Here is a 24,357-nt window from a genome sequence, read left to right on the forward strand (position 1 = left end):
ACGGAATGGATCCTCGGGTCTGCGCCGCGTCGCTTCGCTCCTTGCTCCGCCCGTGGATGACGAAGCGAGGGGCGTTTCGGCCAGTCGCCAGGACGCTGCCGCCACTTGCGTGCGCGAACACTTTCGCGGATAGACCCTAATGCGCCGCGCGCCGGTAGATCCACAGCTGCGTCGGCGGGATGTTGCGGAAGATGAAATCGAAATGCTCGACCGTGTAGTCGCCGCGCCCGGCCGGGATCGGCGACAGCGGACCATAGGTCAGCTGCACGATCGGCCGTCCGGCGGGAATGCGGTCGAGCAGGCTTTCGATATAGGCGATGCGCTGGGCGACCGGGAAATTGAGCAGCGGCACGCCGGAGACGACCGAATCGAACACCATGTCGCGCTTGTCGCCGAGCGTGGCATTGAGATTGAAGGCGTCGCCCTCGATCACGTTGACGCCGGGATAGAGCCCGCGCAGGTGGCGCACGAAGTCGGTCGAATATTCGACCGCGTAGAGGTTTTCGGGCTTCACGCCCTGGGCCAGGATGGCGCGGGTTATGACACCCGTGCCGGGCCCGACCTCGAGCACCGGTAGGCCCGATCTCGGATTGACGATGGACGCCATCTTGCGGGCGGTGATGGAACTGGTGGGAACGATCGAGCCGACCGTTTTCGGTTTGTCGATCCAGCCTTTGAAGAACTTCAGCTCGTCGTCGAATTTTTCGGCCAGCGCTTTGCGCAACCCGGGACTACGTGCCATCACGAGCTCTCCTCAATGCTCAGCCCCCGATCCGCTACTTAGCAGGTGGGTGGAACAAGGCAAGGCGTCAAGCTGGCATAAGGTGTTGATGACGCTTGGGCACCGGATCGCCTTCCGATGCCGTGCGAAATGCGGGGCTGCGGCAATCAGTTTTCGCCGAACGACTCGAAGAAGTCCTTCATGCGCGCGAAAAAGCCGCTCGACTGGGGCGAATTGTCCTTCGAGGAGATCTGCTCGAACTCTTCCAGCAATTCGCGCTGGCGGCGCGTCAGGTTCTGCGGCGTCTCGACCGCCGTCTGGATATAGAGGTCGCCGACATTGGGCTGGCGCAGCACCGGCATGCCTTTGCCCTTCAAGCGGAACTGCCGGCCGTTCTGCGTGCCTTCCGTCACCTTGACCTTGGTCTGGGTGCCATCGAGCGTGGTGACTTCGAACGAGCCGCCAAGGGCCGCCGTCGTCATCGAGATCGGCACCTTGCAGTAGAGATCGGCGCCGTCGCGCTGGAAGAATTCGTGCGGCTTGACCGCCAGGAAGATGTAGAGGTCGCCCGACGGTCCGCCGCGCAGGCCGGCCTCGCCCTCATTGGCCAGCCGGATGCGGGTGCCGTCCTCGATGCCGGCCGGGATGTTGACCGACAGCGAGCGCTCCTCGGTGACGCGGCCCTGGCCGGCGCATTTCGGGCAGGGGTCCTTGATCGTCTGGCCGCGGCCCTGGCATTGCGGGCAGGTGCGCTCGATCGAGAAGAAGCCTTGCGTGGCGCGCACCTTGCCGTGGCCGTGGCACATCGAGCAGGTCACCGGCTGCGTGCCCGGCTTGGCGCCGCTGCCGGAGCATTCCGAGCACGAGATCGAAGCCGGCACGCGGATCTGCGCCGTCTTGCCGGAAAAAGCTTCTTCCAGCGTGATTTCCATGTTGTAGCGCAGGTCGGCGCCGCGTTCGCGGCCGCCCGACGAACGGCGTTGGCGGCCGCCCATCATGTCGCCGAAAATATCCTCGAAGATGTCGGCGAAGCCGCCGGCGCCGAAACCGTGCGCTGCGCCGTTCATACCGCCCTCGAAGGCGGCGTGGCCGAAACGGTCATAGGCGGCGCGCTTCTGCGGGTCCTTCAGCGTCTCGTAGGCTTCGTTGATCTCCTTGAACTTGTGCTCGCAGGCATGGTCGCCGGGATTGCGGTCGGGATGGAACTGCATGGCGAGCTTGCGGAAAGCGCTCTTGAGTTCCTTGTCGTCGGCGCCTTTTTGCACGCCCAGCGTTTCGTAGAAATCAGCTTTCATTTTTTCCCGCTGTCCGGATGCTCAATGTCTTCAAGCATTGTTGGCGACGTTTGCCGGCACGTTCTTGGATTTAGGAGCGATGTTTCCCGGATGCTAGTACTAAGCCGGGCCGCTTCGGGCTTTTCTGTCACTTTTTCGACTGGGGTTGCAAAAAAGCCCGGCCTTCCGCCGGGCTTTTCGCATGATCCGCCGTTAGCCGGCTCAGGCCGACTTCTTCTTCTCGTCGTCTTCGTCGATTTCCTCGAAATCGGCATCGACCACGTCCGAATCCTTGGCGGCGTCCGCCTTGGCGTCGGCTTCGGCCGCTTCCTTCTGCGAGGCCTCGTACATGGCCTGGCCGAGCTTCATCGATACTTCGGCGAGCGACTGCGATTTGGCCTCGATATCGGCCGGGTCGTCGCCCTCGGCCGCGGTCTTCAGCGCGGCGATCGCGTCCGAGATCGCGGTGCGGTCAGCCTCCGAGACCTTGTCGCCATAGTCCTTCAGCGACTTCTCGGACGAATGCACCAGCGCTTCGGCCTGATTGCGGGCCTCGACGAGGGCGCGGCGCTTCTTGTCCGCGTCGGCATTGGCCTCGGCGTCCTTCACCATCTTCTCGATGTCGGCGTCGGACAGACCGCCCGAAGCCTGGATGCGGATCTGGTGCTCCTTGCCGGTGCCCTTGTCCTTGGCCGAGACGTTGACGATGCCGTTGGCGTCGATGTCAAACGTGACCTCGATCTGCGGCACGCCGCGCGGGGCCGGCGGGATGCCGACGAGGTCGAACTGACCGAGCATCTTGTTGTCGGCCGCCATTTCGCGCTCGCCCTGGAAGACGCGGATCGTCACCGCCGACTGCGAATCCTCGGCGGTCGAGAAAGTCTGGCTCTTCTTGGTCGGGATCGTGGTGTTGCGCTCGATCAGCCTGGTGAACACGCCACCCAGCGTCTCGATGCCGAGCGACAGCGGCGTCACGTCGAGCAGGAGCACGTCCTTGACGTCGCCCTGCAGCACGCCGGCCTGGATGGCGGCGCCAAGCGCCACGACCTCATCCGGGTTGACGCCCTTGTGCGGCTCCTTGCCGAAGAACTGCTTCACGATCTCCTGGATCTTGGGCATGCGGGTCATGCCGCCGACCAGGACCACTTCGTCGATCTCGCCGGCCTTCAGGCCGGCATCCTTGAGCGCCGCCTTGCAGGGCTCGATCGTGCGCTGGACGAGATCCTCGACCAGGCTTTCGAACTTCGCCCGGGTGAGCTTCATCGTCAGGTGCTTCGGGCCGCTGGCGTCGGCGGTGATGAAGGGCAGGTTGATCTCGGTCTGCGTCGTCGACGACAGCTCGATCTTGGCCTTTTCCGCGGCTTCCTTGAGGCGCTGCAGCGCGAGCTTGTCGGCCTTGAGGTCGATGCCCTGTTCCTTCTTGAACTCGGCCGCCAGATACTCGACCAGGCGCATGTCGAAGTCCTCGCCGCCGAGGAAGGTGTCGCCATTGGTCGACTTCACCTCGAAGACACCGTCGCCGATTTCGAGCACGGAAATATCGAAGGTGCCGCCGCCAAGGTCATAGACGGCGATAGTCTTGCCGTCCTTCTTTTCCAGGCCATAGGCAAGCGCCGCGGCCGTCGGCTCGTTGATGATGCGCAGCACCTCGAGGCCGGCGATCCTGCCGGCGTCCTTGGTCGCCTGGCGCTGGGCGTCGTTGAAATAGGCCGGAACGGTGATGACCGCCTTCTCGACCTTCTCGCCGAGATAGGCTTCCGCCGTCTCCTTCATTTTCTGCAGGATCATGGCCGAGATCTGGCTGGGCGACTGCTTCTTGCCGCCGGCCTCGACCCAGGCGTCGCCATTGTCGCCCTTGACGATCTTGTAGGGGACAAGCTTCTTGTCCTTCTCCGTCACGGGGTCGTCATAGCGGCGGCCGATCAGGCGCTTGACCGCGAAGATGGTGTTTTCCGGATTGGTGACCGCCTGGCGCTTGGCCGGCTGGCCGACGAGACGTTCGCCGTCGCTTGAAATGGCGACGATGGAAGGCGTCGTGCGCGCGCCTTCAGCATTCTCGATCACCTTGGGGTCCTTGCCATCCATGATGGCGATACACGAGTTGGTGGTGCCGAGATCGATACCGATAACTTTTGCCATTGTTCTAATCTCTCCTCTAAGCAGGCTCTCTGGACCCTTCAAAAGGCGTTCCGACGAAAGCCCCTGTTCACAAGAAATCCCGTCATGGTCCCCGCTTTTTAGGGCTGGACGGCTGGCGCGTATATAAGAACAGGCGACACAAGGCGCAAGCATCCTGCGCAAGCTGTCCGTCGTCTCGGCAGCGACCCGGAAGAGACCCGCCGCGCTCTGCGCCCGAGCCGGTCTGAAGTCGATCTATCTCACTGTTCCGGTTTGGTTTTTTTAAAGCGGCGCCGCTTAGGGCACGCAAATCTGCCGACCGCCAAGGTCAGGACTTGCTGTTTCGGGCGTGACTTTCGGTCGCGAAAGAGCGGAAAATCAGCATTGCGGCGTGCATTTGGCGCCCGGCGGCAAGCTGTGGGGAGCGCCTGGCGCTCGGGCAAAGCCCTGCCGGGCGCGTAGCCCGGCAGGGGGTTGCGGACTTCAAGCAATTAATTCCAGGAAAAGCCGCAGCGGTTTTCCGTTCGGAATTGCGTCAAAACAGAACCTAAAGCCCGTTGTCCTTCAGGATCTTGGCGGCGTTGTCCTTGGTGATCTTTTCCGTCGGCAGGGTGATGGTCTTCTCGACCTTCTCCCCTTTCAGGAACTTGATCGCCTGGCGCAGGCCCTCGGCGCCCGGCGTGACATAGGTGAAGGTCGCCGTCAGCTCGCCCTTGTTCACCATCTGCACGCCTTCGTTGGGCAGGCCGTCGATGCCGATGAACTTGATGTCCTTCTCGCGCCCGACATCCTTGGCCGCGAGATAGGCGCCATAGGCCATCGGATCGTTGTGGCCGTAGACGAGATCGATCTTCTCGTTGGTCTTCAGCGCGTTGGCCATGATGTTATAGGCCTGGTCCTGCTTCCAGTCGCCCGACTGCTGGTCGAGCAGGTACTTGATGCCCGGCTCCTTGTCGGTGAATTCATGGAAGCCGTCATGGCGGTCATGCGCCGGCTGCGTGCCCATGCCGCCCCAGATCTCGACGACGTTGCCGGCCGCCTTGCCCTTGCCGCCCAGGAGCTCGACGGCATATTCGCCAGCCGCCCGGCCGATCAGCTTGTTGTCGCCGCCGACGAACTGCGTGTAGTCCTTGGTTTCGACATTGCGGTCGAGCACGAAGACCGGGATCTTGGCGTCGATCGCCTGCTGCACCACGCCGGTCAGGCCGGCCGATTCCTTCGGCGAGACCAGCAGCGCGTCGACCTCCTGGCGGATCAGATTCTCGACGTCGGCGACCTGCTTTTCGGTCTTGTCCTCGCCGTCGGTGATGATCAGCTCGACGTCCGGGTGCTTGGCGGCTTCCGCGATGATGTCCTTGTTGAACTGGGCGCGCCAGGGTTCGATGGTCGTCACCTGCGAGAAGCCGATCTTCCACTTCTTGTCCTGGGCAAAGGCATGGTTGCCGGAAAAGAGCGCGGTGGTCGTCACAAGCGCCGCCGCGAAGGCGGCGAGCTTCAGCATTTCACGTCGTTTCATGGTCCTGTTTCCTCCGGATTATAGAGACGAGGTCTCCTGTGACGGCCGCTTTGCCGCGGCCGTTTCCTTTTGCGCCGCCCGTCCGCCGGGCAGGCGCAGATAGCTGAGAAGATCGCCGGCGTTGCGCTCCTGCACGAGCACGGTGCCGATGATGATCGCCCCCTTCAGCACCAGCTGAAGGTTCGAATTGATGTTGTGCAGCTGCAAGATGTTGGACAGCAGGCCGAAGATCAGCACGCCGCAGAAGGTGCCGACCAGGCTGCCGCGCCCGCCCATCAGGCTGGTGCCGCCGATGACCACGGCGGCGATGGCGTCGAGCTCCAGCCCGGCGCCGGCATCGGGCTTGCCTTGGCGATATTGCGCCACGTAGAGCACCGCCGCGACGCCGGCGAGCAGGCCCGACATCGCATAGGTGGCTATTTTGACGCGCCCGGCGGCGATGCCGGAAAGCCGCGCCGCCTCCTCATTGCCGCCGATGGCGTAGACATAGCGGCCGAAGGGCGTGAAACGCAGCACCGCGCCGTAGATCACGATCGCGCCCAGGAAGAACAGGCCTGGCATCGGCACGATGCCGAACACCAGCGAGCGCAGGATCTCGAAGTCGGCGGTGGCGTTGGAGCCGGTATAGACCGGCAGCACGGCATTGTTCTGGCCGGCGGTGAGCCTGGCGATGCCGAGTGCTGTCACCATCATCGCCAGCGTCACGATGAACGGCTGCAGCCGGCCGGCGACGATGATGAAGCCGTTGATGGTGCCGAACAGAAGGCCGACGCAAGGCGCCACCAGCAGCACGCCGAGCACGCCGAACTTGGTCTCGACCTGCGGCAGCAGGTACCACAGCGAAAGGCAGCACAGGACCACGCCGACGACGCCCGGAATGATCAGGCCGCGCGCCTTGTCCAGCCGCGCGTCGCGCCCAGCTTCCGCCCCGGCGCGCGATTTCTCGATGTTGAGCAGGATGAAGCGGGTGGCCAGCACGCCGAGGCAAAGCGCCGCCAGCGCGGTCGTCGGCACGCCGAGCGCCGCCGAGGGCGTGACGCCCGGCACGGTGAGCAGCATGGCGCAGACAACCGAGCAGATCGCCATCAGCGAGCCGACGGAAAGATCGATGCCGCCGGTCAGGATCACCGCCGTCATGCCGGTGGCGATGAGGCCGGTGGTCGACACCTGGCGCAGCACGTCGAGCAGATTGCCGTAGGACAGGAAGATGTTGTTGCCCTTGGAGCTGATCGGCGAGCCGAACACGCCGATCAGGAAGATGGCGATCAGCCCCCAGTAAAGCTTGGTGCGGGAGACAAGGCTGATGAGGTTCATGCGGCGGGTCTCGCTGTCCGTCTTGGCGCGGCAAGTCTTGGCGCGGCAAGCCGCATGATCGCCTCCTCGCTGGCATCAGTGCGGGACAGAATCCCGCGCTGGCGGCCCTCGGCCATGACCAGAATGCGATCGGCCAGATGCAGAAGCTCGGGCAGTTCGGAGCTGATCACGGCAATCGCCAGCCCGTCGCCGGCCAGCTTGAAGACGAGGTCGTAGATTTCGCGCTTGGCGCCGACATCGATGCCGCGCGTCGGCTCGTCGAGCAGAAGCACGCGCGGCCGGGTCGCCAGCCACTTGCCGATCACCACCTTCTGCTGGTTGCCGCCGGACAGCGTGCCGGCGGCCTGCTCGATGCTTTCGCAGCGTATGCCGAGTGCGCCGACCGCGTCGCGTGCCAGGCCCCGCTCGCCGGAGCGCGAGCGCAGGCCGAAGCGCGCCAGTGCGCCGACCAGAGGCAGCGCGACATTGTCGGTGATCGAGGCTTGGAGATGCAGGCCTTGCGTCTTGCGATCCTCGGTCACCAAAGCAATGCCGAGCCGGCGGGCCTCGCGCGGCGAGCCGATCTCGACCGGCACGCCGTCGAGCCGAATCTCGCCGCCGGTGCGGCCGTCGCTCGAGCCGAAGATCGCCTCCAGTATCTCGGTGCGGCCGGAACCCAGCAGCCCGCCAATGCCGAGGATTTCGCCGGCCGCGAGGTCGAAGCTGACTCCGTCGATCATCGTGCGCCAGCCATGCCGGTCGGGCTTCGACAGCGACAGGTCCCTGACCGAGAGCACCGCTTCGCCGCCGGGGCCGCGCTCATGATCGGAGGAAGCGAGAAGGTCGCGCCCGACCATGGCGGAGATGATGGCGTCTTCGTCCAGCCTTGCCATGTCCCGCGTCAGCACGTGGCGTCCGTCGCGCAGCACCGTCACCCGGCTGGCCAGATGCATCACCTCGTCAATGCGATGCGAGATGTAGACGATCGCAACGCCGCTTGCCGCGAGCTGGCCGATGATGCGGAACAGTCTCTGGCACTCGGCCGGCGACAGCGCCGAGGTAGGCTCGTCCATGATGAGGATGCGTGCCGACTTCGACAGCGCCTTGGCGATCTCCACCAGTTGCTGCTCGCCGACCCTGAGCGTGCCGACACGCGCCTCGGGATCGAGCTCGATGCCGAGACGCTGCAGCAGCGCGCTGGCAGTGCGGCTGCTCGCCTTGCGGTCGACGACCAGCCCGGCGATCAGCTTTTCGCGGCCGAGGAAGATGTTGTCGGCGACGCTGAGCTCGGGGACGAGGTTGAGCTCCTGGTGGATGATGGCGATGCCGGCGTCCTCGGCGTCGCGGACGCCGGTGAAGCGGACCGCCTGACCGTCGATCGCCACGGCGCCTTCGTAGTCGGTATAGACGCCCGACAGGATCTTCATCAGCGTCGACTTGCCGGCGCCGTTCTCGCCCATCAGCGCATGCACCTCGCCGGGCCGGAGGTCCAGGCTCACATCCGACAGCGCGGCGATGCCGCCGAAGCGCTTGGAAATGCCCGTCGCGCTCAGCACGACGGCGGGACCGTCGGCGGCCGCATTGCCAGTCGTGGTGGAATCAATGCGCTGCATGGCAAAGGACGGCCTCCCTCCGTCGTCTTCGATTGTTTGAACGCTAATCTAAACGTTTCGAATGTGTCAAGCGCATATCTGGTTTCTGAGGATTGTTGCATTTCAATTCTTGCGGAAAATGCCGGGTTTGCGTAGGTTTGGCCAAATAGGGGTGGCTAAACGTTTCGAAAATGACGGTGTCAGGGCGGAAAAAACAGCGGAAATCCACAGCGCCGACCATGCTGCATGTGGCTGAGGCGGCGCGTGTGTCCGTGGCCACCGTGTCGGCAGTGCTCAACGGCACCGCCACCGTCAGTCCGGAGCTTACCCAGCGCATCGAGCAGGCGATCCGCGACATCGGCTACAAGCGCAACGCCATTGCCCGCAGCCTCAAGATGGGCACCACGCGGACCATCGGCCTGACCGTGCCGCACATCACCAACCCGTTCTTCACCGATGTTGTTTCGGTCATCCAGCAGGCGTTCGACCGCGCCGGCTACGCCGTCATGCTGTGCTGCACGGACGAGGACCTGAACACGCAGGACGACCAGATCCGGCTGCTGCTCGACCGCATGGTCGACGGGCTGATCGTGGCGCGCGTCGGCGACGGCGGCATCCTGAAGGGCATCGTCGGGGACGCCAACGTGCCGGTGGTGCTGCTCGACCGCCTCTGCGACGGCGTCGACACCGATGCGGTGGTGCTGGACAACCAGCGCGCCGTGTTCGACGCCGTCACCTATCTGATCCATCTCGGCCATCGCCGCGTCGGCTATATCACCGGCGCATCCGACATATCCCCCATGCATGACCGTATGATCGGCTACCGCGAGGCGCTGCAGGCCGCCGGCCTGCCGGTGGCGGAGGAGCTCATACGCTCCGGCAATTTCCACGAGATCGACGGCTATAACGCCACAATGCAGCTGCTTTCGCTGCACGACCGGCCAAGCGCGATCTTCTCGGCCAACAACCCGATGGTGATCGGCACCATGAAGGCGATCCGCGACATCGGCCTCAGCTGCCCCGAAGACATTTCGGTCGCCTGCTTCGACGATTTTCCCTGGTCGGACGTGTTCGTCCCGCAACTGACCACCGTGGCGCAGCCGGTGCAGGCGATCGGCGAGCAGGCGGCGAACCTCCTGCTCGACCGGCTGGCCGGCAACAGGGAGGCGCCACCGCGCAAGCTCGTGCTGAAGGGCCGGCTGATGATCCGCAATTCCTGCCGGCCGCTCGGCGCGCTCGCGCAGAGCGTCAGCGCGTAAATCCGAAGGAGCTCTCGCCGAGCAGCTGCAGCCTCGGAAAGATGCCCCGGCCGCCGGCGACCACACGGGTGCCTTTGCCGATCACCGTCTTGGGGTCCGCTTTCAGCACCGTGCCGCCGGCCTCTTCGACCAGCAGCATGCCGGCCAGGCAATCCCAGGCGTTCATGTGCTCCTCGACATAGCCGAGCAGCCGGCCGGCCGCCGCATAGGCAAGCATGAGCGCTCCGGAAGCATTGCGGTAGAAGACGCCGCCCTCGCCCATGATCAGGCCGATGAGAATGACGACGTTCGTGGTGGAGGCGCGGTTGGAAAGCCCAGTGCCGACGGCGCCGTCGGAAAGCGACGCCGCATTGCTGGCCTTGATCGGCTTGCCGTTGAGGAAGGCGCCGCCGCCGCGGCGAGCGTAGAACGTCTCGTCGGTCGAGGGTTCGTGAATGACGCCCACGATCGTCTCGCCGTTCCTGGCGCAGGCGATCACCACGCACCAGGCGGGAATGCCGCGCACGAAATTGGCGGTGCCGTCGATCGGGTCGATCACCCAGACATGACCGGTTGTTCCGGTGACCGCCGCGTGCTCCTCGCCGACGATGCCGTCTTGCGGATAGTCCTCGGCGACGGCCGCGCGGATGAACAGCTCGACCTCGCGGTCGGCCTCGGAAACCAAGTCCTGGTGGCCCTTGCTCTCGATGGTCAGATTGTCGAGGTCGCGAAAATATTTCAGCCCCAGCTCGCCGGCGCGCCGCGTCAGGTCGATGGCAAAATGCATGCGGTCGTCGAGATCATGGGTCATGGGCAGGCTCGCGCTTTGGCGGGGAGCCTGCCCTTAACAGATGAGTATGTCAGAAGCCATGGCGGCGTCAGGCCGCCTTCAACATCGATTTGTGCACGTCGGCAAGGATCTCGAAGGAGCGCACGCGCGCCGCATGGTCGAAGCACTGCGCCGTCACCATCAATTCATCGGCGCCAGTGCGGCTTATGAAGGCGTCGATGCCCTGGCGCACCGTCTCCGGCGAGCCGACAAGGGCGCAGGACAGCGCTTGGGCAAGCATGGTTTTCGCCGCAGGGTCGAGGTCGCGGTCGTAATTCTCGACCGGCGGCGGCAATTGGCCGGGGCGGCCGCTGCGCAGATTGACGAAGGCCTGTTGCAGCGAGCTGAACAGAAGCTTCGCCTCGGCGTCCGACGGCGCGGCGAAGACATTGAGGCCGAGCATGACATAAGGCTTGTCGAGTTGCGCCGACGGCTGGAAGCGCGTGCGATAGACCTCCAGCGCATGATCGAGCTCGGCCGGGGCGAAATGCGAGGCGAAGGCGTAAGGCAGGCCGAGAAGGGCTGCGAGCTGCGCGCCATAGAGGCTGGAGCCCAAGATCCAGACCGGCACGCTCTGGCCCTCGCCGGGCACGGCGCGAATGCGCTGGCCTTCCTCGGCCGGCTGGAAATAGCCCATCAGCTCGACGACGTCCTGCGGGAAATTGTCGGCGCTTTCGAGATTCCGCCGCAGCGCGCGCGCGGTCAGCATGTCGGTGCCCGGCGCGCGGCCGAGGCCGAGATCGATGCGGCCGGGGAAAAGCGCCGCCAGCGTGCCGAACTGCTCGGCGATCACCAGCGGCGCATGGTTGGGCAGCATGATGCCGCCGGCGCCGACGCGGATCGACTTCGTCCCGCCGGCGACATGCGCGATCACGACGGACGTCGCCGCGCTCGCAATGCCCGGCATGTTGTGGTGCTCGGCCAGCCAGTAGCGCCTGTAGCCCAGCCGCTCGGCATGGCGGGCAAGGTCGAGCGAATTGGCAAGCGACTGCGAGGCCGTGCTGCCTTGCGTGATCGGCGACAGGTCGAGAACCGAAAGGGCCGTCATTGGTCAGGTCTCCACGATGCGTTTTTCCCGCAGCCTCGTCTCGAAGGCGGCGCGGTCGGGAATGACGATGGCGAGCTGATTCTCCAGCACGCCGGCGAGCTCGGTGGCGGTCGCGATCTCGCGCTGCTCGCTGCGGCCGCCGGCATGATGTATCGACAGCCGGTTGTTGCGCAGCGCATAGCGCCGGCCGGGCAAGGCGAGCGCGGCAACCAGCGTTGTCAGGAAATGCGAGCTCGGATGCGTCGACAGGAAATGGCTGCCGACCAGGTAGTCGACCTCATAGGCCTGGCTCATGTCGAAGCGGTAGAGCGTGCGCCAATCGCCGCCAATGCCTGCTTGCAGGCGAAGATGGTCGCCGGTTTCGACGATGCGGAAGGCCTCGTGCGGCGTCTGCTGCTCGAGCCCAGGCTGCAAAAGCAGCGGCGCCGTCAGCGTCAGGCCGCCGAAGCCGACATCGGCAATGTAGGTGCGGCCGCCGAGCTCGACGCGTAGCAGCATGTGGCTGCGCGCAGTGACGGCATCATCCGGCTGGCCCCACAACACGCGCGCCGCCAGCCCGCTGGCGGTGAAGCCGAGCGCCTTCAGCGCATGCATGAAGATGAGATTGTGCTCGAAGCAATAGCCGCCGCGGCCCTGGCCAAGAATCTTGTCCTGCAGCGAGGCGATGTCGAGCCCGACGGAAACGCCCATCAAGGCGTCGATATTCTCGAACGGGATCGCCTGCGGGTGAGTTGCGTGCAGCGCCTGCAGCGTGGCCAGCGAAACGTCGGTTGGCCCGTCATAGCCTATGCGGGCGAAATAGCCATCGAGATCGAAGTCGGTCATTCAGGGGCAGGTCCGGCTTGACCGGCCCGATATAGGCACTCCTCGACGATGCCGCAAACGATCGGCCGGCACTCAGGATTGGGCCAGTGTCAAGGTATCGACCTCTGATCGTTGTCGTTCGAATCGTCGTCGATGACCGCCATGGACTGCTGCGCCGCCAGGAAATTGCCGACATGGCTCAAGCCCTCGAAATGGTCGCAGAAGACCTTGATGACGACCAGCAACGGCACCGCCATCAGCGCGCCGACGAAGCCCCATAGCCATGACCAGAAGGCGATGGCGATCAAGATCGCCACCGCGTTGATCTCGAGGCGTCGGCCGACCACCGTCGGCGTCACGAACTGGCCTTCGACGATATCGCACAACACCACGAAAGCCGGCGCCAGCAGCGCATAGGCGATCGTGTCGAAGCTGATCAGCGCGATGATGGCGACGAGCAGGACGGTCATCAGCGCGCCGACATAGGGCAGGAAGTTGAGCAGCGCCGCCGCCGCGCCCCACACCAACGGGGTGGGCATGCCGAGCCCCCAGAGGCCGAGCCCAATCACCGTGCCGAGGCCGGCATTGATCAGGGCAACGGTAAGCAGATAGTGCGAGATTTCGTGCTCGACGTCATAGACCACGCGCAGCGCCCGCTTCTTCTGGGTCATGCTGGTGAAGGACTGCACGATCTTCTCGTAGAACAGCGTGCCCGAGGCGAGCAGGAACAGCGACAGCACGAAGACGATGGTGATCGAGGTGCCGGCTTCCAGGATATTGCTGGCTGCCGTGGACAGAACGCCGGAAGGCGCCACCGCGACCCGCTGCACGCCCGGCTCCTGCGAAGTCTCGGTCAGAGCTTCCAGCTGATGCGCGAGATCCATCACCCGTTCGAGCGGCCGCTTGAACGGCGCCAGCCGTTCGGTGAGCTGCTGGCCGATCGAATAGCTGTTGTTGATGAGGTCGATGACCGGACCGCTGAGCAGATAGCCTGCGACGACGAAAACAAAGATTGAAAGCAGCACCAGCAACGTCGCCGAAACCACTTCCGGTACGCCGTGCTTGCGCAGGAAGCGCACGATCGGCGTCAGCGTCAGCGCCAGCAGGAAGGCGAGGATTACCGGCATGAAGAAATCACGGGCGAAATAGAGCGCCGCGATCGTCAGAAGAATGAAAATCCCGATCACCAGCGATCGCGTCAAACGCATGTCCGCCCGGGCGCTGGCACGCGGATCAGGGCTTTCGGTAACGCTCGCGCCCGAAGCGATCGGCTCGGCTTTCATCGGTTCCCCTTGCAAGCCCGCCACCCAAACAATGAATGCATGGCAGGCTTCTGGGCGAAACGCGGGAGTTCCGGGCAAGGTTCCATGAGCCGGCTGTCCGCGGCATCGCTCCTGCGGTCGCGCTGCGGGTCGGCCAGTCTTGGCGAACAGACTTCCGCTCAGCCGGCCGGCGCCACGATGGCGGGCGCGGTTTTGGCCGTCTCCTTGCGCACGATCGGCGCCACCCTGGTGCCGTAAAGCTCGATCGCCTTCATGATCTTGGCGTGCGGCATGGTGCCGATCGCCATTTGCAGCAGGAAGCGGTCGTTGCCGAAGATCTTGTGCTGGGAGACGATCTTTTCCGCCACGGTCTCAGGATTGCCGACGAAGAGGGCCCCGTTCGGGCCTCGCGACTGATCGAAATGCGCGCGCGAGGTCGGGCCCCAGCCGCGCTCGCGGCCGATGCGGTTCATCACCTCGGCCTGCGGTCCGTAGAAATCGTCGGCCGCCCGTTCGGTCGTCTCGGCGATGAAGCCGTGCACGTTGATGCTGGTGGGGAGGCTGGCCGGATCGTTGCCGCCGCGCCGCGCCGCCTCGCGATAGATATCGAACAACGGCGCGAAACGCGCCGGCTCGCCGCCGATGATGGCCAGCGCCAGCGGCAGGCCGAGCACGCCGGCGCGGGCGGCGGATTGCGGCGTGCCGCCGATGGCGATCCAGACCGGCAGTTTTTCCTGCAACGGACGCGGATAGACGCCGCGGCCGTTGATCGGCGCGCGCAGCTTGCCCTGCCACGTCACTGTCACCTGGTCGCGGATGCTGAGCAACAGGTCGAGCTTCTCGGCGAACAGTTCGTCATAGTCCTCGATATTGTAGCCGAACAGCGGGAAGGATTCGATGAAGGAGCCGCGCCCGGCCATGATCTCGGCGCGGCCGCCGGACAGAAGGTCGAGCGTCGCGAATTGCTGGAAGACGCGCACCGGATCGTCGGAGGAAAGCACGGTGACCGCGCTGGTGAGCTTGATGCGCTTCGTGCGCTCGGCCGCCGCGGCCAGCGCCACCACCGGCGCCGAGGCGGCATAGTCGGGACGGTGATGCTCGCCGAGGCCGAACACGTCGAGGCCGACCTGGTCGGCCAGCTCGATTTCCTCGATGAGGTTGCGCAGCCGTTCATGCGGGCCGATGGCGCCGGGGCCCGGCTCCGGGCTGACATCGGCGAAAGTGTAGAGACCGAGTTCCATCTGGTTGCGTCCTCAATGTTCACGTCGGCGTTTGTCGTCGGCCCTAGAGGTAACCATCCGCCGTTCTGCCGGCCAGACGCGCGATCTGTGAACAGTGCATCGCGCTGCCGGGTCGTATCCCTGCGGCAACAAGCCCGAATTTTTCATGGCTGCCATACCGTTTTGGCGCTTGAACTTGCCGTTTTCACGCGTATGTAAGCGTCGCGAATAGACTGCAGGGAAGTGCACTTGGCTATCTACAGGGAAAAAGACATTTTCGAGCGGCGCAGTGCCGCGAACGAGGCAAAGAAGGCGCTGCTCGAGCGCTTCAAGGCAAAGCCGGCGGCGGATGATCCGACAGTGCTGGCTCGCCAGGCCGAACGCAAGGCTATCCTTGAGGCCCGCGCCATCCGCGAGGCGGAAAAGGCTCGGCTGAAGCAGGAAAGGCTGGCGCGCGAAGCGGCCGAGAAGGCCGAGCGCGAGGCGATTGCCGAAGCGGCGCGTCTTGCGGCGGAAGCGGCGGCGGCCGAAGAGGCCAAGCGCCGCGAGGCCGAGGAATCCGAGCGCATCGCTTTCGAGCTTGCCGATGAGGCCGCGCGCAAGGCCAAGCGTGACGCACGCTACGCCGCCCGCAAGTCTCGCGTCGGCCGGACGCCTCCGGGCTTCTCCGCCCGCTAGAGCAATTCCAGGAAAATGGTTCAGGGTCGCCGAAAGCGGCCCTGAACGCGTTTGTGCTACGTATACCGAGCTAGGCGACCAGTTTCAGCCCGACGATGCCGCAGACGATCAGGCCGATACAGGCGAGCCGGACGATCGTCGCCGGCTCGCCGAGCAGCCAGATGCCGAGCAGCGCCGTGCCGACGGTGCCGATGCCGGTCCACACCGCATAGGCCGTGCCGACAGGCAGCGTCTTCAGCGCCAGCCCGAGCAGGCCGAGGCTGACGATCATCGAGGCAATGGTGAGAAGGGTCGGCAGCGGCTTGGAGAAGCCGTCGGTATATTTGAGGCCGATCGCCCAGCCGATCTCGAACAGGCCGGCGAAGAAAAGAAAAATCCAGGACACCGAAGACACTCCGTCATTCCAGCATCGCCTGAGATGCTTGGCGGCGGGTCGTCCCGGCCGGTTTTCGGGGAAGCGAGGTCGTTCCTCGCCCTTTGATATGGGGTGGCCTCGATCAGCAAAACACCGGCAGCATTGTCATGCCGCCGGTTCAAAGTCAGCATCGAGCCGGATCGACCGAATCCGGCCGCTTACTTTTCCTTGATTCGCAACGCCTTGACCGGCGGCGCCTTCGGAGCCGGGGCCGCGGCGGGCTTCTTGGCGTCCTTCTTCGGCTTGCGGGCTTCCTTGCCCGCCTTCATCGCACCTTTAGCCATGATTCGCTCCTCCGATTGTGGACGTGCGAGTGAAACAAGAGAAATGCCCGGCTGCAAGAGGCTGTGCCGCTTTGCGAAGCCGATCGACCGGCTGTCAACCGATTTCCGAAACCTCGCACGGGCTGGTGCATTGTCTGTGAGGCGGGCCGTCAAGCTCGGGCGCGGGGCAGCTCGGAGATCAGATGGCAGGACATAGCGGCTCGAGACGGGTGATCTACGCAGCGCTCGCCGGCAATTTGGCGATCGCGGCGACCAAATTCACGGCGGCAGCGCTCACTGGTTCGTCCGCCATGCTGTCGGAAGGTGTGCATTCGCTGGTCGACACCGGCAACGGCGCGCTGCTCCTTCACGGCATGCACCGCGCCGCGCGGCCGCCCGACCGCACCCACCCGCTCGGCCACGGACGCGAGCTCTATTTCTGGAGCTTTATCGTGGCGCTTCTGGTGTTCGCGCTCGGCGCCGGCGTCTCATTCTATGAAGGCGTCATCCACATCATGGCGCCCGAGCCGTTCGTCAACGCCAAGGTCAACTACATCGTGCTCGCCCTTTCCTTCCTGTTCGAGGGCAGCTCATGGCTGTTAGCGCTGAAGGAGTTCCGGCAGCAGAAGGGCAAGCAAGGCTGGCTGCAGGCCGTGCAATCGAGCAAGGATCCCAGCGTCTATACGGTACTGTTCGAGGACAGCGCCGCGCTGCTCGGGCTTGCAGTCGCTTTCGCCGGCATCCTGTCGGCCCAGCTTCTGGGAATCCCCGAGCTCGACGGCCTCGGCTCGATCGGCATCGCCATCATCCTCGGCGCGACCGCCATCTTCCTGGCGCGCGAGAGCAAAGGGCTGCTGCTGGGCGAACCTGCCTCACCCGAAGTGCAGAAGAGGGTGCTGGCGATCGTCCAGGACGATCCGGCGGTGCAGCGCGCGAACGGAATCCTGAGCGTCCATATCGGGCCGGAGGAAATCGTCGCGGGCTTGAGCATCGAATTCGAGGATCATCTCAGCGCGCCCGATATCGAGGCCTGCGTCGAGCGTCTGGAAGCCAGGCTCAAGAAGGAAATGCCGCAAATAACGAGGCTCTTCGTCAAGCCGCAAGCCACTGGCACATGGGAGCGGCGGCGCAAGGCCATGGCCGAGGCCTCGGAGGAGGGATAGGCTTTGATAAAGCGAATTTGTCAGGAGGAAGGCCGATGAAGATCGACGGCGGATGCCATTGCGGCGCGATCGCCTATGAGGCGGAGGTCGATCCGGAAAAGACCTCGATCTGCCACTGCACCGACTGCCAGCAGCTGACCGGCACGGCCTTTCGCGTGACGGTTCCGGCGCCGGAAAGCGACTACCGGATTACCAGGGGCGTGCCGAAGGTCTATGTCAAGACCGGGTCGAGCGGCGCCAGGCGGGCGCAGGGCTTTTGCGGCGAGTGCGGATCGCACCTCTACGCCACGTCGGTGGGAGATGGGCCCAAGATCTACGGCATCAGGGTCGGCACGGCGCGTCAGCGCGAGGAACTCGTCCCGAAAAAACAGGTCTGGCACCGTTCGGCCTTGCACTGGCTGCCGGAGTTTGAAGGCATGGCGACCATCGAGGAGCAGTAGCACTGTCGGATCGGCCCCGTTGGCGGAAGCCTCGGCGATTGGCTGAATCTTTCGCGCCTTCGTCATCCCCTCGGGCTTGACCCGAGGATCCTGCCGTGAACGATGTGAGGGGGCTCGGCGGAGCAGAATTCTTAACCGTCTCAATGCCTTAGCGTCACGGCATGGATTCCAGGGTCTGCGCGCGTCGCTTCGCTCCTTGCTCCGCCCTGGAATGACGACGGGACGGGCGCTTCGCCAAATTCCGGCGGCTACCTACTCGTCGCCCTCCACGACGCGCAGCCTGAGCTGACCCGTCTTGGAGTCCGCCACCCGCGCGCCGGCGTCGGCCTTTGGCGCTGCGCTTCGCGCGGCCTCGGCCTCGCCTTCCGCGAATTCCAGCGCCTCGATCTTCTGGCCGCGCTTGGTCACCTTCGACGTCGAGACTAGGATGTCGTCGATGTCCCGCGCCGCCTGGCCGAAATGCGTCTGCAGCCGGCGTACCCGCTCGTCGACCCGACCCACATCCTCCATCAGGCGGATGACCTCGCCCTGGATCAGATGCGCCTGCTCGCGCATGCGGGCGTCCTTGAGGATCGCCTGGATGACCTGGATCGACAGCATCAGCAGCGAGGGCGAGACGATGACGACGCGGGCGCGATGCGCCTTCTGCACCACCGCCTCGAAATTCTCGTGGATCTCGGCGAACACCGATTCCGACGGCACGAACATGAAGGCGGTGTCCTGCGTCTCGCCCTGGATCAGGTATTTTTCGGCGATATCGCGGATATGCACCTCGATGTCGCGCCGGAAAGCCTGCGCCGCCGCCTTCTGCATGGCCTCACCCTCGGCGGCGCGGATGGCGTTCCACGCTTCCAGCGGAAACTTGGCGTCGATGGCGAGTGACGGCGCGCCGTTGGGCATCCGCACCAGGCAATCGGGCCGGCTGCCGTTGCTGAGACTGGCCTGGAACTCGTAGGCGCCATGCGGCAGGCCGTCGGCGACGATCGCTTCCATCCGCGACTGGCCGAAGGCGCCGCGCGTCTGCTTGTTGGAGAGGATCGCCTGCAGCTGCACGACCTGGCCGGCCAAGGACTGGATGTTGCCTTGCGCGGTGTCGATCACCGCCAGCCGCTCCTGCAGCTTGGCCAGGCTTTCATGCGTCGACTTGGTCTGCTCGGCCATGGTCTGGCCGAGACGCCCGGTCATGGCGTCGAGCCGTTGTCCGAGCGATTGGGTGAGCTCGGCCTGCCGCGCCCCGAACACCTCGGCGATCGCCCCCATGCGCCCCTGCATCTCGGCCTGCGCTTGCATGATGTCGGCCATCCTCGCCTCGGCATCGCGGGCATGGTCGGCGGCTTCGGCGGCCGCCGCTGCGCGCGCCCCGGCCGCACGCCACAAGGCGACGACGAGCGCCACGGACAGCGCAAGCAGAAGGATCGCGCCGAAAGCCAGCGCCTGGCCAAGCGTGATGGTCGTGGCGCCGAGCCGCGCGATGGGCTCGGAAAGGATGGAGGTCATGTCGTTCATTTGGGCAGCATAACCGATTCGGCCTCCTGGCACAGATCAAAACGTGAACAGGTCGAAGATGCCCCGGTTGACGCTTTTCAAGCGAGGTCTTAGGTGAGACGCCATGTCGATCAAGCCGCTCATCATCCTTCCAGATCCCGTCCTGCGCCAGGTTTCCAAGCCGGTCGAGCGCGTCGATGCCGATTTGCGCAAGCTCGCCGACGATATGCTGGAGACCATGTATGACGCGCCGGGCATCGGCCTCGCGGCGATCCAGGTCGGCGAGCCGCGGCGGCTGCTGGTCATCGACCTTGCCAAGGAGGGCGAGCCGCCTCAGCCGCATGTCTTCATCAATCCGGAAGTGCTCGAAAGTTCCGACCAGCGCTCCGTCTATGAGGAAGGCTGCCTGTCGATCCCCGACTATTACGCCGAGGTCGAGCGCCCGGCTTCGGTGCGGGTGAAGTATCTCGACCGCGACGGCAAGCTGCAGGAGATCAAGGCGGAAGGCCTGATGGCCACATGCCTGCAGCACGAGATCGACCATCTCAACGGCGTTTTGTTCATCGACCACATCTCGAAGCTCAAGCGCGACATGGTGGTGAGGAAGTTCAAGAAGCTCGCCAAGGACAAGGCACCGGGCAAGATGGTGGGCTGACGTCCGCCTTGGAACCCACTGCCTTGAGCGCAGGCTCCCATTATGATATCGATGATATCAGAGTGGAGAAACGCCGATGGGCGATATGTTAATTCGAGGCATTCCCGAGCCTTTGAAGCATGAAATTGAGCAAGCTGCTCGCAGGGGTGGCCACAGCCTGTCGAGCAAAGCCATCGATCTTCTGCGCAAAGGTATCGTTGCGGAAAAAGAGGCCAAGCCGGAGCGGGGCGTTTCGGCCTGGGATGCGATTCGCTCGGCATTCGTTGCTGAAAACGCCACTGACGAGACGTTCGCAGAGATAATGGACGAAATCGAAGCGGAAAGGAAACGTGACTTTGGTCGTCCGGTCGAGGATTTCGAGTGATCGTCCTCGACACCAACGTCATTTCCGAAGCCGGCAAGCCGGTGCCAAATCCGATCGTTGCCGAATGGCTTAACAAACAGGATGTTCTGGAACTCTACCTCTGCGGCCCGGTTATCATGGAGCAATCCTTTGGCGCGGAAAGATTTTTGAACAGGACTGGATCGGATCGCTATATCCGTGCCCTGGATCATCTGATCTCGCATCAGTTTGCCGGTCGCGTGGTGGAGTTTGCGGGCTCAACCCCTCGTCTTGCCGGCAAGTTGCGGGCCATGCGTGAGCGAATGGGCCGTCCAATGAGCCTGCCCGACGCCATGATCGCTGCGATTTGTCTCGCGCAAGATGCAACCCTGGCGACTCGCAATATCCCTGACTTCGACGGGCTTGACCTGAAGCTCGTAAACCCTTTTGAAGCGGGCGCCTGAGCCAGCTGGCATTCGGGCCTCAAAACAGGATCGCAGGACGTCATGCCGCTTCGCGTCATCTTCATGGGCACGCCGGATTTTTCCGTGCCGACCTTGCGCGCCGTCGCCGAGGCCGGCCACGAGATCGCGGCCGTCTACACCCAGCCGCCGCGCGCCGCCGGCCGGCGCGGGCTGGGGCTGACGCCCTCGCCGGTGCAGCGCGAGGCGGAGCGGCTGGCGCTCGAGGTGCGCACGCCGGCATCGCTGAAAAGCGAGGCCGAGCAGCAGGCTTTTGCCGCCTTGCAGGCCGATGTCGCGGTGGTCGTCGCCTACGGGTTGCTGCTGCCGAAAGCCGTTCTGGACGCGCCAAGGCTGGGCTGCCTCAACGGCCATGCCTCGCTTTTGCCACGCTGGCGTGGTGCTGCTCCCATCCAGCGCGCCATCATGGCCGGCGACACCGAGACCGGCATGATGGTCATGAAGATGGAAGAGGGTCTGGACACCGGGCCGGTGGCGATGGTTGAAAAAGTCGCCATCGCGCCCGACATGACGGCCGGCGAATTGCATGACCGACTGATGGTTCAAGGCGCTTCGCTGATGGTTCAGGCGCTCGCGCAGTTGGGGATAAATTGTCTGACATTTACCCAACAGGCAATGGCAGGGGTGACCTACGCCCGAAAGATCGATAAATCGGAGACACGCGTAGACTGGACGCGGCCTTCTGGCGAAGTCCACAATCACATTCGCGGCCTCTCGCCCTTTCCAGGCGCGTGGTGCGAGGTCGACATTGGCGGCCGCATGGAGCGGCTGAAACTGCTTCGCTCGACGCTCTCGGATGGCGTCGGCGAGTCGGGAGGAATTCTCGATGACCGGCTGACGATCGCCTGCGGGACAGGCGCGGTCAGGCTGGTCGAAGTTCAACGGGCGGGCGGAAAGCCTGCCGCCGCGCAGGAGTTTTTGCGCGGAGCCAAGATCGAAAAAGGAACGAAACTCACATGAGCATGATGTCGATACGCGCGGCGACGCCGCGGGATCGCGAGGCGATCCGCCTCGTCGAAGAACATGCCTTTGGCCAGCAGGCGGAAGCCGGCCTGGTCGACGCGCTTGTCACCGGCGGCGATGCCGTCGTCGAGCTGGTTGCAGAGGAAGACGGGCAGGTCGTCGGCCATATTCTTTTCTCGCGGCTGTTCGTTCAGAGCGGCACCAAGCAGTTCGCCGCCGTCGCGCTGGCGCCGCTGGCGGTCGAGCCGTCGTTCCACGGCACCGGCATCGGCGGCGCGCTGATCCGCGAGGCGCATGTACGGCTCAAGGAAGCCGGCGAGACGCTGGCCGTGGTTTTGGGCGATCCGACCTATTATGGCCGCTTCGGCTACAGCCATGCCCGCGCCGGGAAGTTCGAGAGCGAGTACCAGGGCGAGGCGCTGCAGGCGCTGGCCTGGGGCGACGCGCCCGAGACCGGCAGGCTGGTCTACGCTTCCGCCTTTACCGCTTTAGCCGCCTAGGCGAGCGGCAAGCGCCGCAGGACATGCCGCGTTTTCGGCTCGATATCGAATATGACGGCAGCCAATTCGCCGGCTGGCAGCATCAGGCCGACCAGCCCTCGGTGCAGCAGGCGATCGAGCAGGCGATCGAGAAATTCTGCGGTGAAGAGGTAAGAATACGTGCCGCCGGCCGCACCGATGCCGGCGTGCACGCCACCGCGCAGGTCGCGCATGTCGACCTGGCCAAAGCGTGGTCGGGCGACAAGGTGCGCGACGCCGTCAACGCGCATCTGCATGCGGCCGGCACGCGTGTCGCCATCCTGAAAGCTGGCGTCGTCCCCGACGGTTTCGACGCGCGGTTTTCCGCCACCGGCCGCCACTATCTCTATCGCATCCTCAATCGTCGGGCGCCGGCGGCGCTGGAAAAGGGCAAGGTCTGGTGGGTGCCGAAGCGGCTCGACGCCGAGGCCATGCATGAGGCGGCCAAGGTGCTGCTCGGAAAGCATGACTTCACCACCTTCCGCTCCACCCAGTGCCAGGCCGAAAGCCCGGTCCGCACGCTTGACCGCCTCGACGTCAGCCGCGATGGCGACTTCATCGAGCTGCGCAGCTCGGCGCGCTCTTTTCTGCACAACCAGGTGCGCTCGATGGTCGGCTCGCTGAAGCGCGTCGGCGACGGCTCCTGGAGCGCCGCCGATCTCAAGGCGGCGCTCGAAGCACGCGATCGCGCCGCCTGCGGCCAAGTAGCGCCGCCGGACGGGCTGTTTCTCGTCGGGGTGGATTATCCGGAGGGCGTCTGAGCGCGGTCTCGATCAGCCGGCGTCGACCCCGGCGAGTTCGCCAGACCAATTGGCTCCGCCATAGAACAGTCGCAGAATCACGACCCGCTCAGGTTCCACCACGAAGGCAACGGTGATCCGGCGTTCAAACCCGACAACACGAAGCCCCGGCCGCACGTCATCACGAAGCGTGCCTCGTTCGGAGCCATGATCGAGACGCTCGCAGAACGTCCGTATGCGACGATCATAGCGATCCGCCGTGATGGGGCTGCTGGCCTCAGCAACAATAGTATAAATACGATCGAGATCGTCGCCGGCATCAAGCGAGTAGACGACGGCGCGGCGCTTCACGGTTTCTTCTGCGAGTGAGTCTCGTGGCGCTTGCGCGCCCGTTGGGCCATTTCCGCAGGCGAAATGACTTTGCCAGGGTTTGTCTTCAACGCATCATAGGTCGGTGCGACTTCCTCGCGGAGCCAGCGCTCCACCGCGGCGTCGCGCTCCTGAAGGGCGCGAAGCCCCGCGCGGATGACTTCGCTGCTGGTCGCATAGGTGCCCGAGCGGACGAGTTGATCGATGAAGGCGGCTTGCTCCGCCGGCAGGCTGAAGGTGCGTTTTTCGGTGGCGGACATAGATTCCCTCCACGAAGAGAACGGTATGAAATTATCATACCATTCTGCCCCGTAAATTGAAAGACCTTGTCAGTCGGGCAGGATCAACCCGTCGTGCCGTCTGGTATGTCGATGCCGAGCAGCGCCTGCAGGCCGAACAGGACCAGCAGCGAGGCGATGAACATGCCGACGAACACGGCCGTGCCCACCGCGGCGCCTTTGCCGATGGTTGTATTGGTCATGCGCCAGGTCAGCACCATCGACAGGGCGAACAGCGCCAGCGACACGAGACTGCTGACCTCGCTGGCGGAAGGCAGGAGCAACCTGAGCAGCGCCGAGGGCAGCATCAGCCAGGCGATGATCGCCGACGCCCAGTTGGACGCGACGACATAGTGGACGAAGCGGCCGCCGATGCCGGCGCGCGGCGCCACCAGCGCAAGCGCCACCAGCGGCAGCACCCAGGAGCCGATATCGACGGTCGCCAGCCTTATCAGCATGCCGAGGCGCCCGGCGAAGGCACTGGGGTCGCCGACCTCATTGGCTATCCCGACCCAGCCGACGATCAGCGCCGGAGCCGCCACGACGATGGCAAAGAAGGAATTCCAGAAACCGTCGGCCGAAAGGTCGAGCAGGCGCAGGCCATCAGCCTTGCCGAACATCAGCCGCCAGGCGCCGGCCAGCGAAGCATAGGTTTCGTCTGCCGAAAGCAT

General features: G+C 64.5%; 27 protein-coding genes. 10 read left to right on the forward strand and 17 right to left on the reverse strand.

What is annotated here, in order from left to right:
• Positions 1-136: 136 nt before the first annotated feature.
• The 6 genes from pmtA to FJ980_RS17375 form a co-directional block, all read right to left on the reverse strand.
• A complete protein-coding gene (gene pmtA / locus FJ980_RS17350; RefSeq protein WP_140544800.1) occupies positions 137-742 on the reverse strand; it encodes a phospholipid N-methyltransferase PmtA in 606 nt (201 codons plus the stop codon).
• Between the two features lie 146 nt (positions 743-888).
• The gene (gene dnaJ, locus FJ980_RS17355) at positions 889-2,016 is read right to left on the reverse strand and encodes a molecular chaperone DnaJ (RefSeq protein WP_140544802.1); all 1,128 of its coding nucleotides are present in this window, start codon (positions 2,014-2,016) and stop codon (positions 889-891) included.
• A gap of 201 nt (positions 2,017-2,217) precedes the next feature.
• Positions 2,218-4,134, reverse strand: coding sequence for a molecular chaperone DnaK (gene dnaK, locus FJ980_RS17360; RefSeq protein WP_140544804.1), 1,917 nt, complete (start codon positions 4,132-4,134; stop codon positions 2,218-2,220).
• Positions 4,135-4,660: 526 nt separating this feature from the next.
• Positions 4,661-5,629 carry a substrate-binding domain-containing protein gene (locus FJ980_RS17365; RefSeq protein ID WP_140544806.1) on the reverse strand — a complete coding sequence of 323 codons (969 nt, stop codon included), beginning with the start codon at positions 5,627-5,629 and terminating at the stop codon, positions 4,661-4,663.
• An 18-nt stretch (positions 5,630-5,647) separates the two neighbouring features.
• A complete protein-coding gene (locus FJ980_RS17370; protein WP_140544808.1) occupies positions 5,648-6,943 on the reverse strand; it encodes an ABC transporter permease in 1,296 nt (431 codons plus the stop codon).
• Complete coding sequence (locus tag FJ980_RS17375; RefSeq protein ID WP_140544810.1) at positions 6,940-8,535, reverse strand: sugar ABC transporter ATP-binding protein; 1,596 nt, start codon at positions 8,533-8,535, stop codon at positions 6,940-6,942. Before FJ980_RS17375 ends, FJ980_RS17370 begins: the two co-directional genes overlap by 4 nt.
• 218 nt (positions 8,536-8,753) lie before the next feature.
• Here FJ980_RS17375 and FJ980_RS17380 point away from each other — a divergent pair, with 218 nt between their 5' ends.
• Positions 8,754-9,773: a LacI family DNA-binding transcriptional regulator gene (locus tag FJ980_RS17380; protein ID WP_140544812.1), complete on the forward strand. Its 1,020-nt coding sequence runs from the start codon at positions 8,754-8,756 to the stop codon at positions 9,771-9,773.
• Here FJ980_RS17380 and FJ980_RS17385 read toward each other — a convergent pair.
• The 5 genes from FJ980_RS17385 to FJ980_RS17405 all read right to left on the reverse strand — a co-directional run bounded on the left by FJ980_RS17385 (position 9,763) and on the right by FJ980_RS17405 (position 14,936).
• Complete coding sequence (locus tag FJ980_RS17385) at positions 9,763-10,563, reverse strand: inositol monophosphatase family protein (protein ID WP_140544814.1); 801 nt, start codon at positions 10,561-10,563, stop codon at positions 9,763-9,765. The genes FJ980_RS17380 and FJ980_RS17385 overlap by 11 nt on opposite strands.
• 67 nt (positions 10,564-10,630) lie before the next feature.
• On the reverse strand, positions 10,631-11,629 hold the full coding sequence (locus FJ980_RS17390) for an LLM class flavin-dependent oxidoreductase (protein WP_140544816.1): 999 nt from the start codon (positions 11,627-11,629) through the stop codon (positions 10,631-10,633).
• 3 nt (positions 11,630-11,632) lie between these two features.
• A complete protein-coding gene (locus FJ980_RS17395) occupies positions 11,633-12,454 on the reverse strand; it encodes an arylamine N-acetyltransferase (protein WP_140544818.1) in 822 nt (273 codons plus the stop codon).
• Positions 12,455-12,543: 89 nt separating this feature from the next.
• Positions 12,544-13,716 carry an AI-2E family transporter gene (locus FJ980_RS17400; RefSeq protein WP_140544820.1) on the reverse strand — a complete coding sequence of 391 codons (1,173 nt, stop codon included), beginning with the start codon at positions 13,714-13,716 and terminating at the stop codon, positions 12,544-12,546.
• Positions 13,717-13,874: 158 nt separating this feature from the next.
• Complete coding sequence (locus tag FJ980_RS17405) at positions 13,875-14,936, reverse strand: LLM class flavin-dependent oxidoreductase (protein WP_140544822.1); 1,062 nt, start codon at positions 14,934-14,936, stop codon at positions 13,875-13,877.
• Between the two features lie 228 nt (positions 14,937-15,164).
• On the opposite strand from FJ980_RS17405, the gene FJ980_RS17410 reads away from it, so the two are divergent.
• Positions 15,165-15,593 (forward strand): DUF6481 family protein, encoded by a 429-nt coding sequence (locus tag FJ980_RS17410; protein ID WP_140544824.1) that lies wholly within the window; start codon positions 15,165-15,167, stop codon positions 15,591-15,593.
• A 70-nt stretch (positions 15,594-15,663) separates the two neighbouring features.
• Here the strand turns inward: FJ980_RS17410 and sugE are convergent, their stop codons facing one another.
• Both sugE and FJ980_RS35855 read right to left on the reverse strand, forming a co-directional pair.
• The gene (gene sugE / locus FJ980_RS17415) at positions 15,664-15,978 is read right to left on the reverse strand and encodes a quaternary ammonium compound efflux SMR transporter SugE (RefSeq protein ID WP_140544826.1); all 315 of its coding nucleotides are present in this window, start codon (positions 15,976-15,978) and stop codon (positions 15,664-15,666) included.
• Positions 15,979-16,166: 188 nt separating this feature from the next.
• Positions 16,167-16,292 carry a hypothetical protein gene (locus tag FJ980_RS35855; RefSeq protein ID WP_095769470.1) on the reverse strand — a complete coding sequence of 42 codons (126 nt, stop codon included), beginning with the start codon at positions 16,290-16,292 and terminating at the stop codon, positions 16,167-16,169.
• Between the two features lie 182 nt (positions 16,293-16,474).
• On the opposite strand from FJ980_RS35855, the gene FJ980_RS17425 reads away from it, so the two are divergent.
• Both FJ980_RS17425 and FJ980_RS17430 read left to right on the forward strand, forming a co-directional pair.
• Complete coding sequence (locus FJ980_RS17425) at positions 16,475-17,434, forward strand: cation diffusion facilitator family transporter (RefSeq protein ID WP_140544828.1); 960 nt, start codon at positions 16,475-16,477, stop codon at positions 17,432-17,434.
• A 35-nt stretch (positions 17,435-17,469) separates the two neighbouring features.
• Complete coding sequence (locus FJ980_RS17430; RefSeq protein WP_140544830.1) at positions 17,470-17,874, forward strand: GFA family protein; 405 nt, start codon at positions 17,470-17,472, stop codon at positions 17,872-17,874.
• 252 nt (positions 17,875-18,126) lie between these two features.
• Here the strand turns inward: FJ980_RS17430 and FJ980_RS17435 are convergent, their stop codons facing one another.
• Positions 18,127-19,380: a DNA recombination protein RmuC gene (locus tag FJ980_RS17435; protein WP_140544832.1), complete on the reverse strand. Its 1,254-nt coding sequence runs from the start codon at positions 19,378-19,380 to the stop codon at positions 18,127-18,129.
• A 103-nt stretch (positions 19,381-19,483) separates the two neighbouring features.
• On the opposite strand from FJ980_RS17435, the gene def reads away from it, so the two are divergent.
• The 6 genes from def to truA all read left to right on the forward strand — a co-directional run bounded on the left by def (position 19,484) and on the right by truA (position 23,060).
• Positions 19,484-20,014: a peptide deformylase gene (gene def / locus FJ980_RS17440; protein ID WP_140544834.1), complete on the forward strand. Its 531-nt coding sequence runs from the start codon at positions 19,484-19,486 to the stop codon at positions 20,012-20,014.
• A 76-nt stretch (positions 20,015-20,090) separates the two neighbouring features.
• Complete coding sequence (locus FJ980_RS17445; RefSeq protein ID WP_140544836.1) at positions 20,091-20,378, forward strand: plasmid stabilization protein; 288 nt, start codon at positions 20,091-20,093, stop codon at positions 20,376-20,378.
• The gene (locus FJ980_RS17450) at positions 20,375-20,800 is read left to right on the forward strand and encodes a type II toxin-antitoxin system VapC family toxin (RefSeq protein WP_140544838.1); all 426 of its coding nucleotides are present in this window, start codon (positions 20,375-20,377) and stop codon (positions 20,798-20,800) included. Before FJ980_RS17445 ends, FJ980_RS17450 begins: the two co-directional genes overlap by 4 nt.
• Before the next feature lie 42 nt (positions 20,801-20,842).
• Entirely contained in the window at positions 20,843-21,778 is a 936-nt protein-coding gene (fmt, locus tag FJ980_RS17455; RefSeq protein WP_140544840.1) for a methionyl-tRNA formyltransferase, read from the forward strand.
• Positions 21,775-22,281 carry an N-acetyltransferase gene (locus FJ980_RS17460; RefSeq protein ID WP_140544842.1) on the forward strand — a complete coding sequence of 169 codons (507 nt, stop codon included), beginning with the start codon at positions 21,775-21,777 and terminating at the stop codon, positions 22,279-22,281. Before fmt ends, FJ980_RS17460 begins: the two co-directional genes overlap by 4 nt.
• 23 nt (positions 22,282-22,304) lie before the next feature.
• Positions 22,305-23,060 (forward strand): tRNA pseudouridine(38-40) synthase TruA, encoded by a 756-nt coding sequence (gene truA, locus FJ980_RS17465; protein ID WP_140544844.1) that lies wholly within the window; start codon positions 22,305-22,307, stop codon positions 23,058-23,060.
• A gap of 12 nt (positions 23,061-23,072) precedes the next feature.
• Here the strand turns inward: truA and FJ980_RS17470 are convergent, their stop codons facing one another.
• The 3 genes from FJ980_RS17470 to FJ980_RS17480 form a co-directional block, all read right to left on the reverse strand.
• A complete protein-coding gene (locus FJ980_RS17470) occupies positions 23,073-23,390 on the reverse strand; it encodes a type II toxin-antitoxin system RelE/ParE family toxin (protein ID WP_140544846.1) in 318 nt (105 codons plus the stop codon).
• Positions 23,387-23,668, reverse strand: a complete 282-nt coding sequence (locus tag FJ980_RS17475; protein ID WP_140544848.1) for a type II toxin-antitoxin system ParD family antitoxin — start codon at positions 23,666-23,668, stop codon at positions 23,387-23,389. The genes FJ980_RS17470 and FJ980_RS17475 overlap by 4 nt, the downstream gene beginning before the upstream one ends.
• A gap of 83 nt (positions 23,669-23,751) precedes the next feature.
• On the reverse strand, positions 23,752-24,357 hold the full coding sequence (locus tag FJ980_RS17480; RefSeq protein WP_140544864.1) for a transporter: 606 nt from the start codon (positions 24,355-24,357) through the stop codon (positions 23,752-23,754).

The organism is Mesorhizobium sp. B1-1-5 (assembly GCF_006443065.1).
GTDB lineage: Bacteria > Pseudomonadota > Alphaproteobacteria > Rhizobiales > Rhizobiaceae > Mesorhizobium.

Bases quoted from the DNA above. Each gene is read 5' to 3' on its own strand.
- def (WP_140544834.1), top strand. From the start codon at position 19,484: ATGTCGATCAAGCCGCTCATCATCCTTCCAGATCCCGTCCTGCGCCAG.
- dnaJ (WP_140544802.1), bottom strand. From the start codon at position 2,016: ATGAAAGCTGATTTCTACGAAACGCTGGGCGTGCAAAAAGGCGCCGAC.
- FJ980_RS17480 (WP_140544864.1), bottom strand. From the start codon at position 24,357: ATGCTTTCGGCAGACGAAACCTATGCTTCGCTGGCCGGCGCCTGGCGG.
- FJ980_RS17375 (WP_140544810.1), bottom strand. From the start codon at position 8,535: ATGCAGCGCATTGATTCCACCACGACTGGCAATGCGGCCGCCGACGGT.
- FJ980_RS17425 (WP_140544828.1), top strand. From the start codon at position 16,475: ATGGCAGGACATAGCGGCTCGAGACGGGTGATCTACGCAGCGCTCGCC.
- fmt (WP_140544840.1), top strand. From the start codon at position 20,843: ATGCCGCTTCGCGTCATCTTCATGGGCACGCCGGATTTTTCCGTGCCG.
- pmtA (WP_140544800.1), bottom strand. From the start codon at position 742: ATGGCACGTAGTCCCGGGTTGCGCAAAGCGCTGGCCGAAAAATTCGAC.
- FJ980_RS17405 (WP_140544822.1), bottom strand. From the start codon at position 14,936: ATGGAACTCGGTCTCTACACTTTCGCCGATGTCAGCCCGGAGCCGGGC.
- FJ980_RS17475 (WP_140544848.1), bottom strand. From the start codon at position 23,668: ATGTCCGCCACCGAAAAACGCACCTTCAGCCTGCCGGCGGAGCAAGCC.
- FJ980_RS17365 (WP_140544806.1), bottom strand. From the start codon at position 5,629: ATGAAACGACGTGAAATGCTGAAGCTCGCCGCCTTCGCGGCGGCGCTT.
- FJ980_RS17400 (WP_140544820.1), bottom strand. From the start codon at position 13,716: ATGAAAGCCGAGCCGATCGCTTCGGGCGCGAGCGTTACCGAAAGCCCT.
- FJ980_RS17430 (WP_140544830.1), top strand. From the start codon at position 17,470: ATGAAGATCGACGGCGGATGCCATTGCGGCGCGATCGCCTATGAGGCG.
- FJ980_RS17370 (WP_140544808.1), bottom strand. From the start codon at position 6,943: ATGAACCTCATCAGCCTTGTCTCCCGCACCAAGCTTTACTGGGGGCTG.
- FJ980_RS17460 (WP_140544842.1), top strand. From the start codon at position 21,775: ATGAGCATGATGTCGATACGCGCGGCGACGCCGCGGGATCGCGAGGCG.
- FJ980_RS17390 (WP_140544816.1), bottom strand. From the start codon at position 11,629: ATGACGGCCCTTTCGGTTCTCGACCTGTCGCCGATCACGCAAGGCAGC.
- dnaK (WP_140544804.1), bottom strand. From the start codon at position 4,134: ATGGCAAAAGTTATCGGTATCGATCTCGGCACCACCAACTCGTGTATC.
- FJ980_RS35855 (WP_095769470.1), bottom strand. From the start codon at position 16,292: ATGGCTAAAGGTGCGATGAAGGCGGGCAAGGAAGCCCGCAAGCCGAAG.
- FJ980_RS17385 (WP_140544814.1), bottom strand. From the start codon at position 10,563: ATGACCCATGATCTCGACGACCGCATGCATTTTGCCATCGACCTGACG.
- FJ980_RS17395 (WP_140544818.1), bottom strand. From the start codon at position 12,454: ATGACCGACTTCGATCTCGATGGCTATTTCGCCCGCATAGGCTATGAC.
- FJ980_RS17445 (WP_140544836.1), top strand. From the start codon at position 20,091: ATGGGCGATATGTTAATTCGAGGCATTCCCGAGCCTTTGAAGCATGAA.
- FJ980_RS17435 (WP_140544832.1), bottom strand. From the start codon at position 19,380: ATGAACGACATGACCTCCATCCTTTCCGAGCCCATCGCGCGGCTCGGC.
- truA (WP_140544844.1), top strand. From the start codon at position 22,305: ATGCCGCGTTTTCGGCTCGATATCGAATATGACGGCAGCCAATTCGCC.
- FJ980_RS17380 (WP_140544812.1), top strand. From the start codon at position 8,754: ATGCTGCATGTGGCTGAGGCGGCGCGTGTGTCCGTGGCCACCGTGTCG.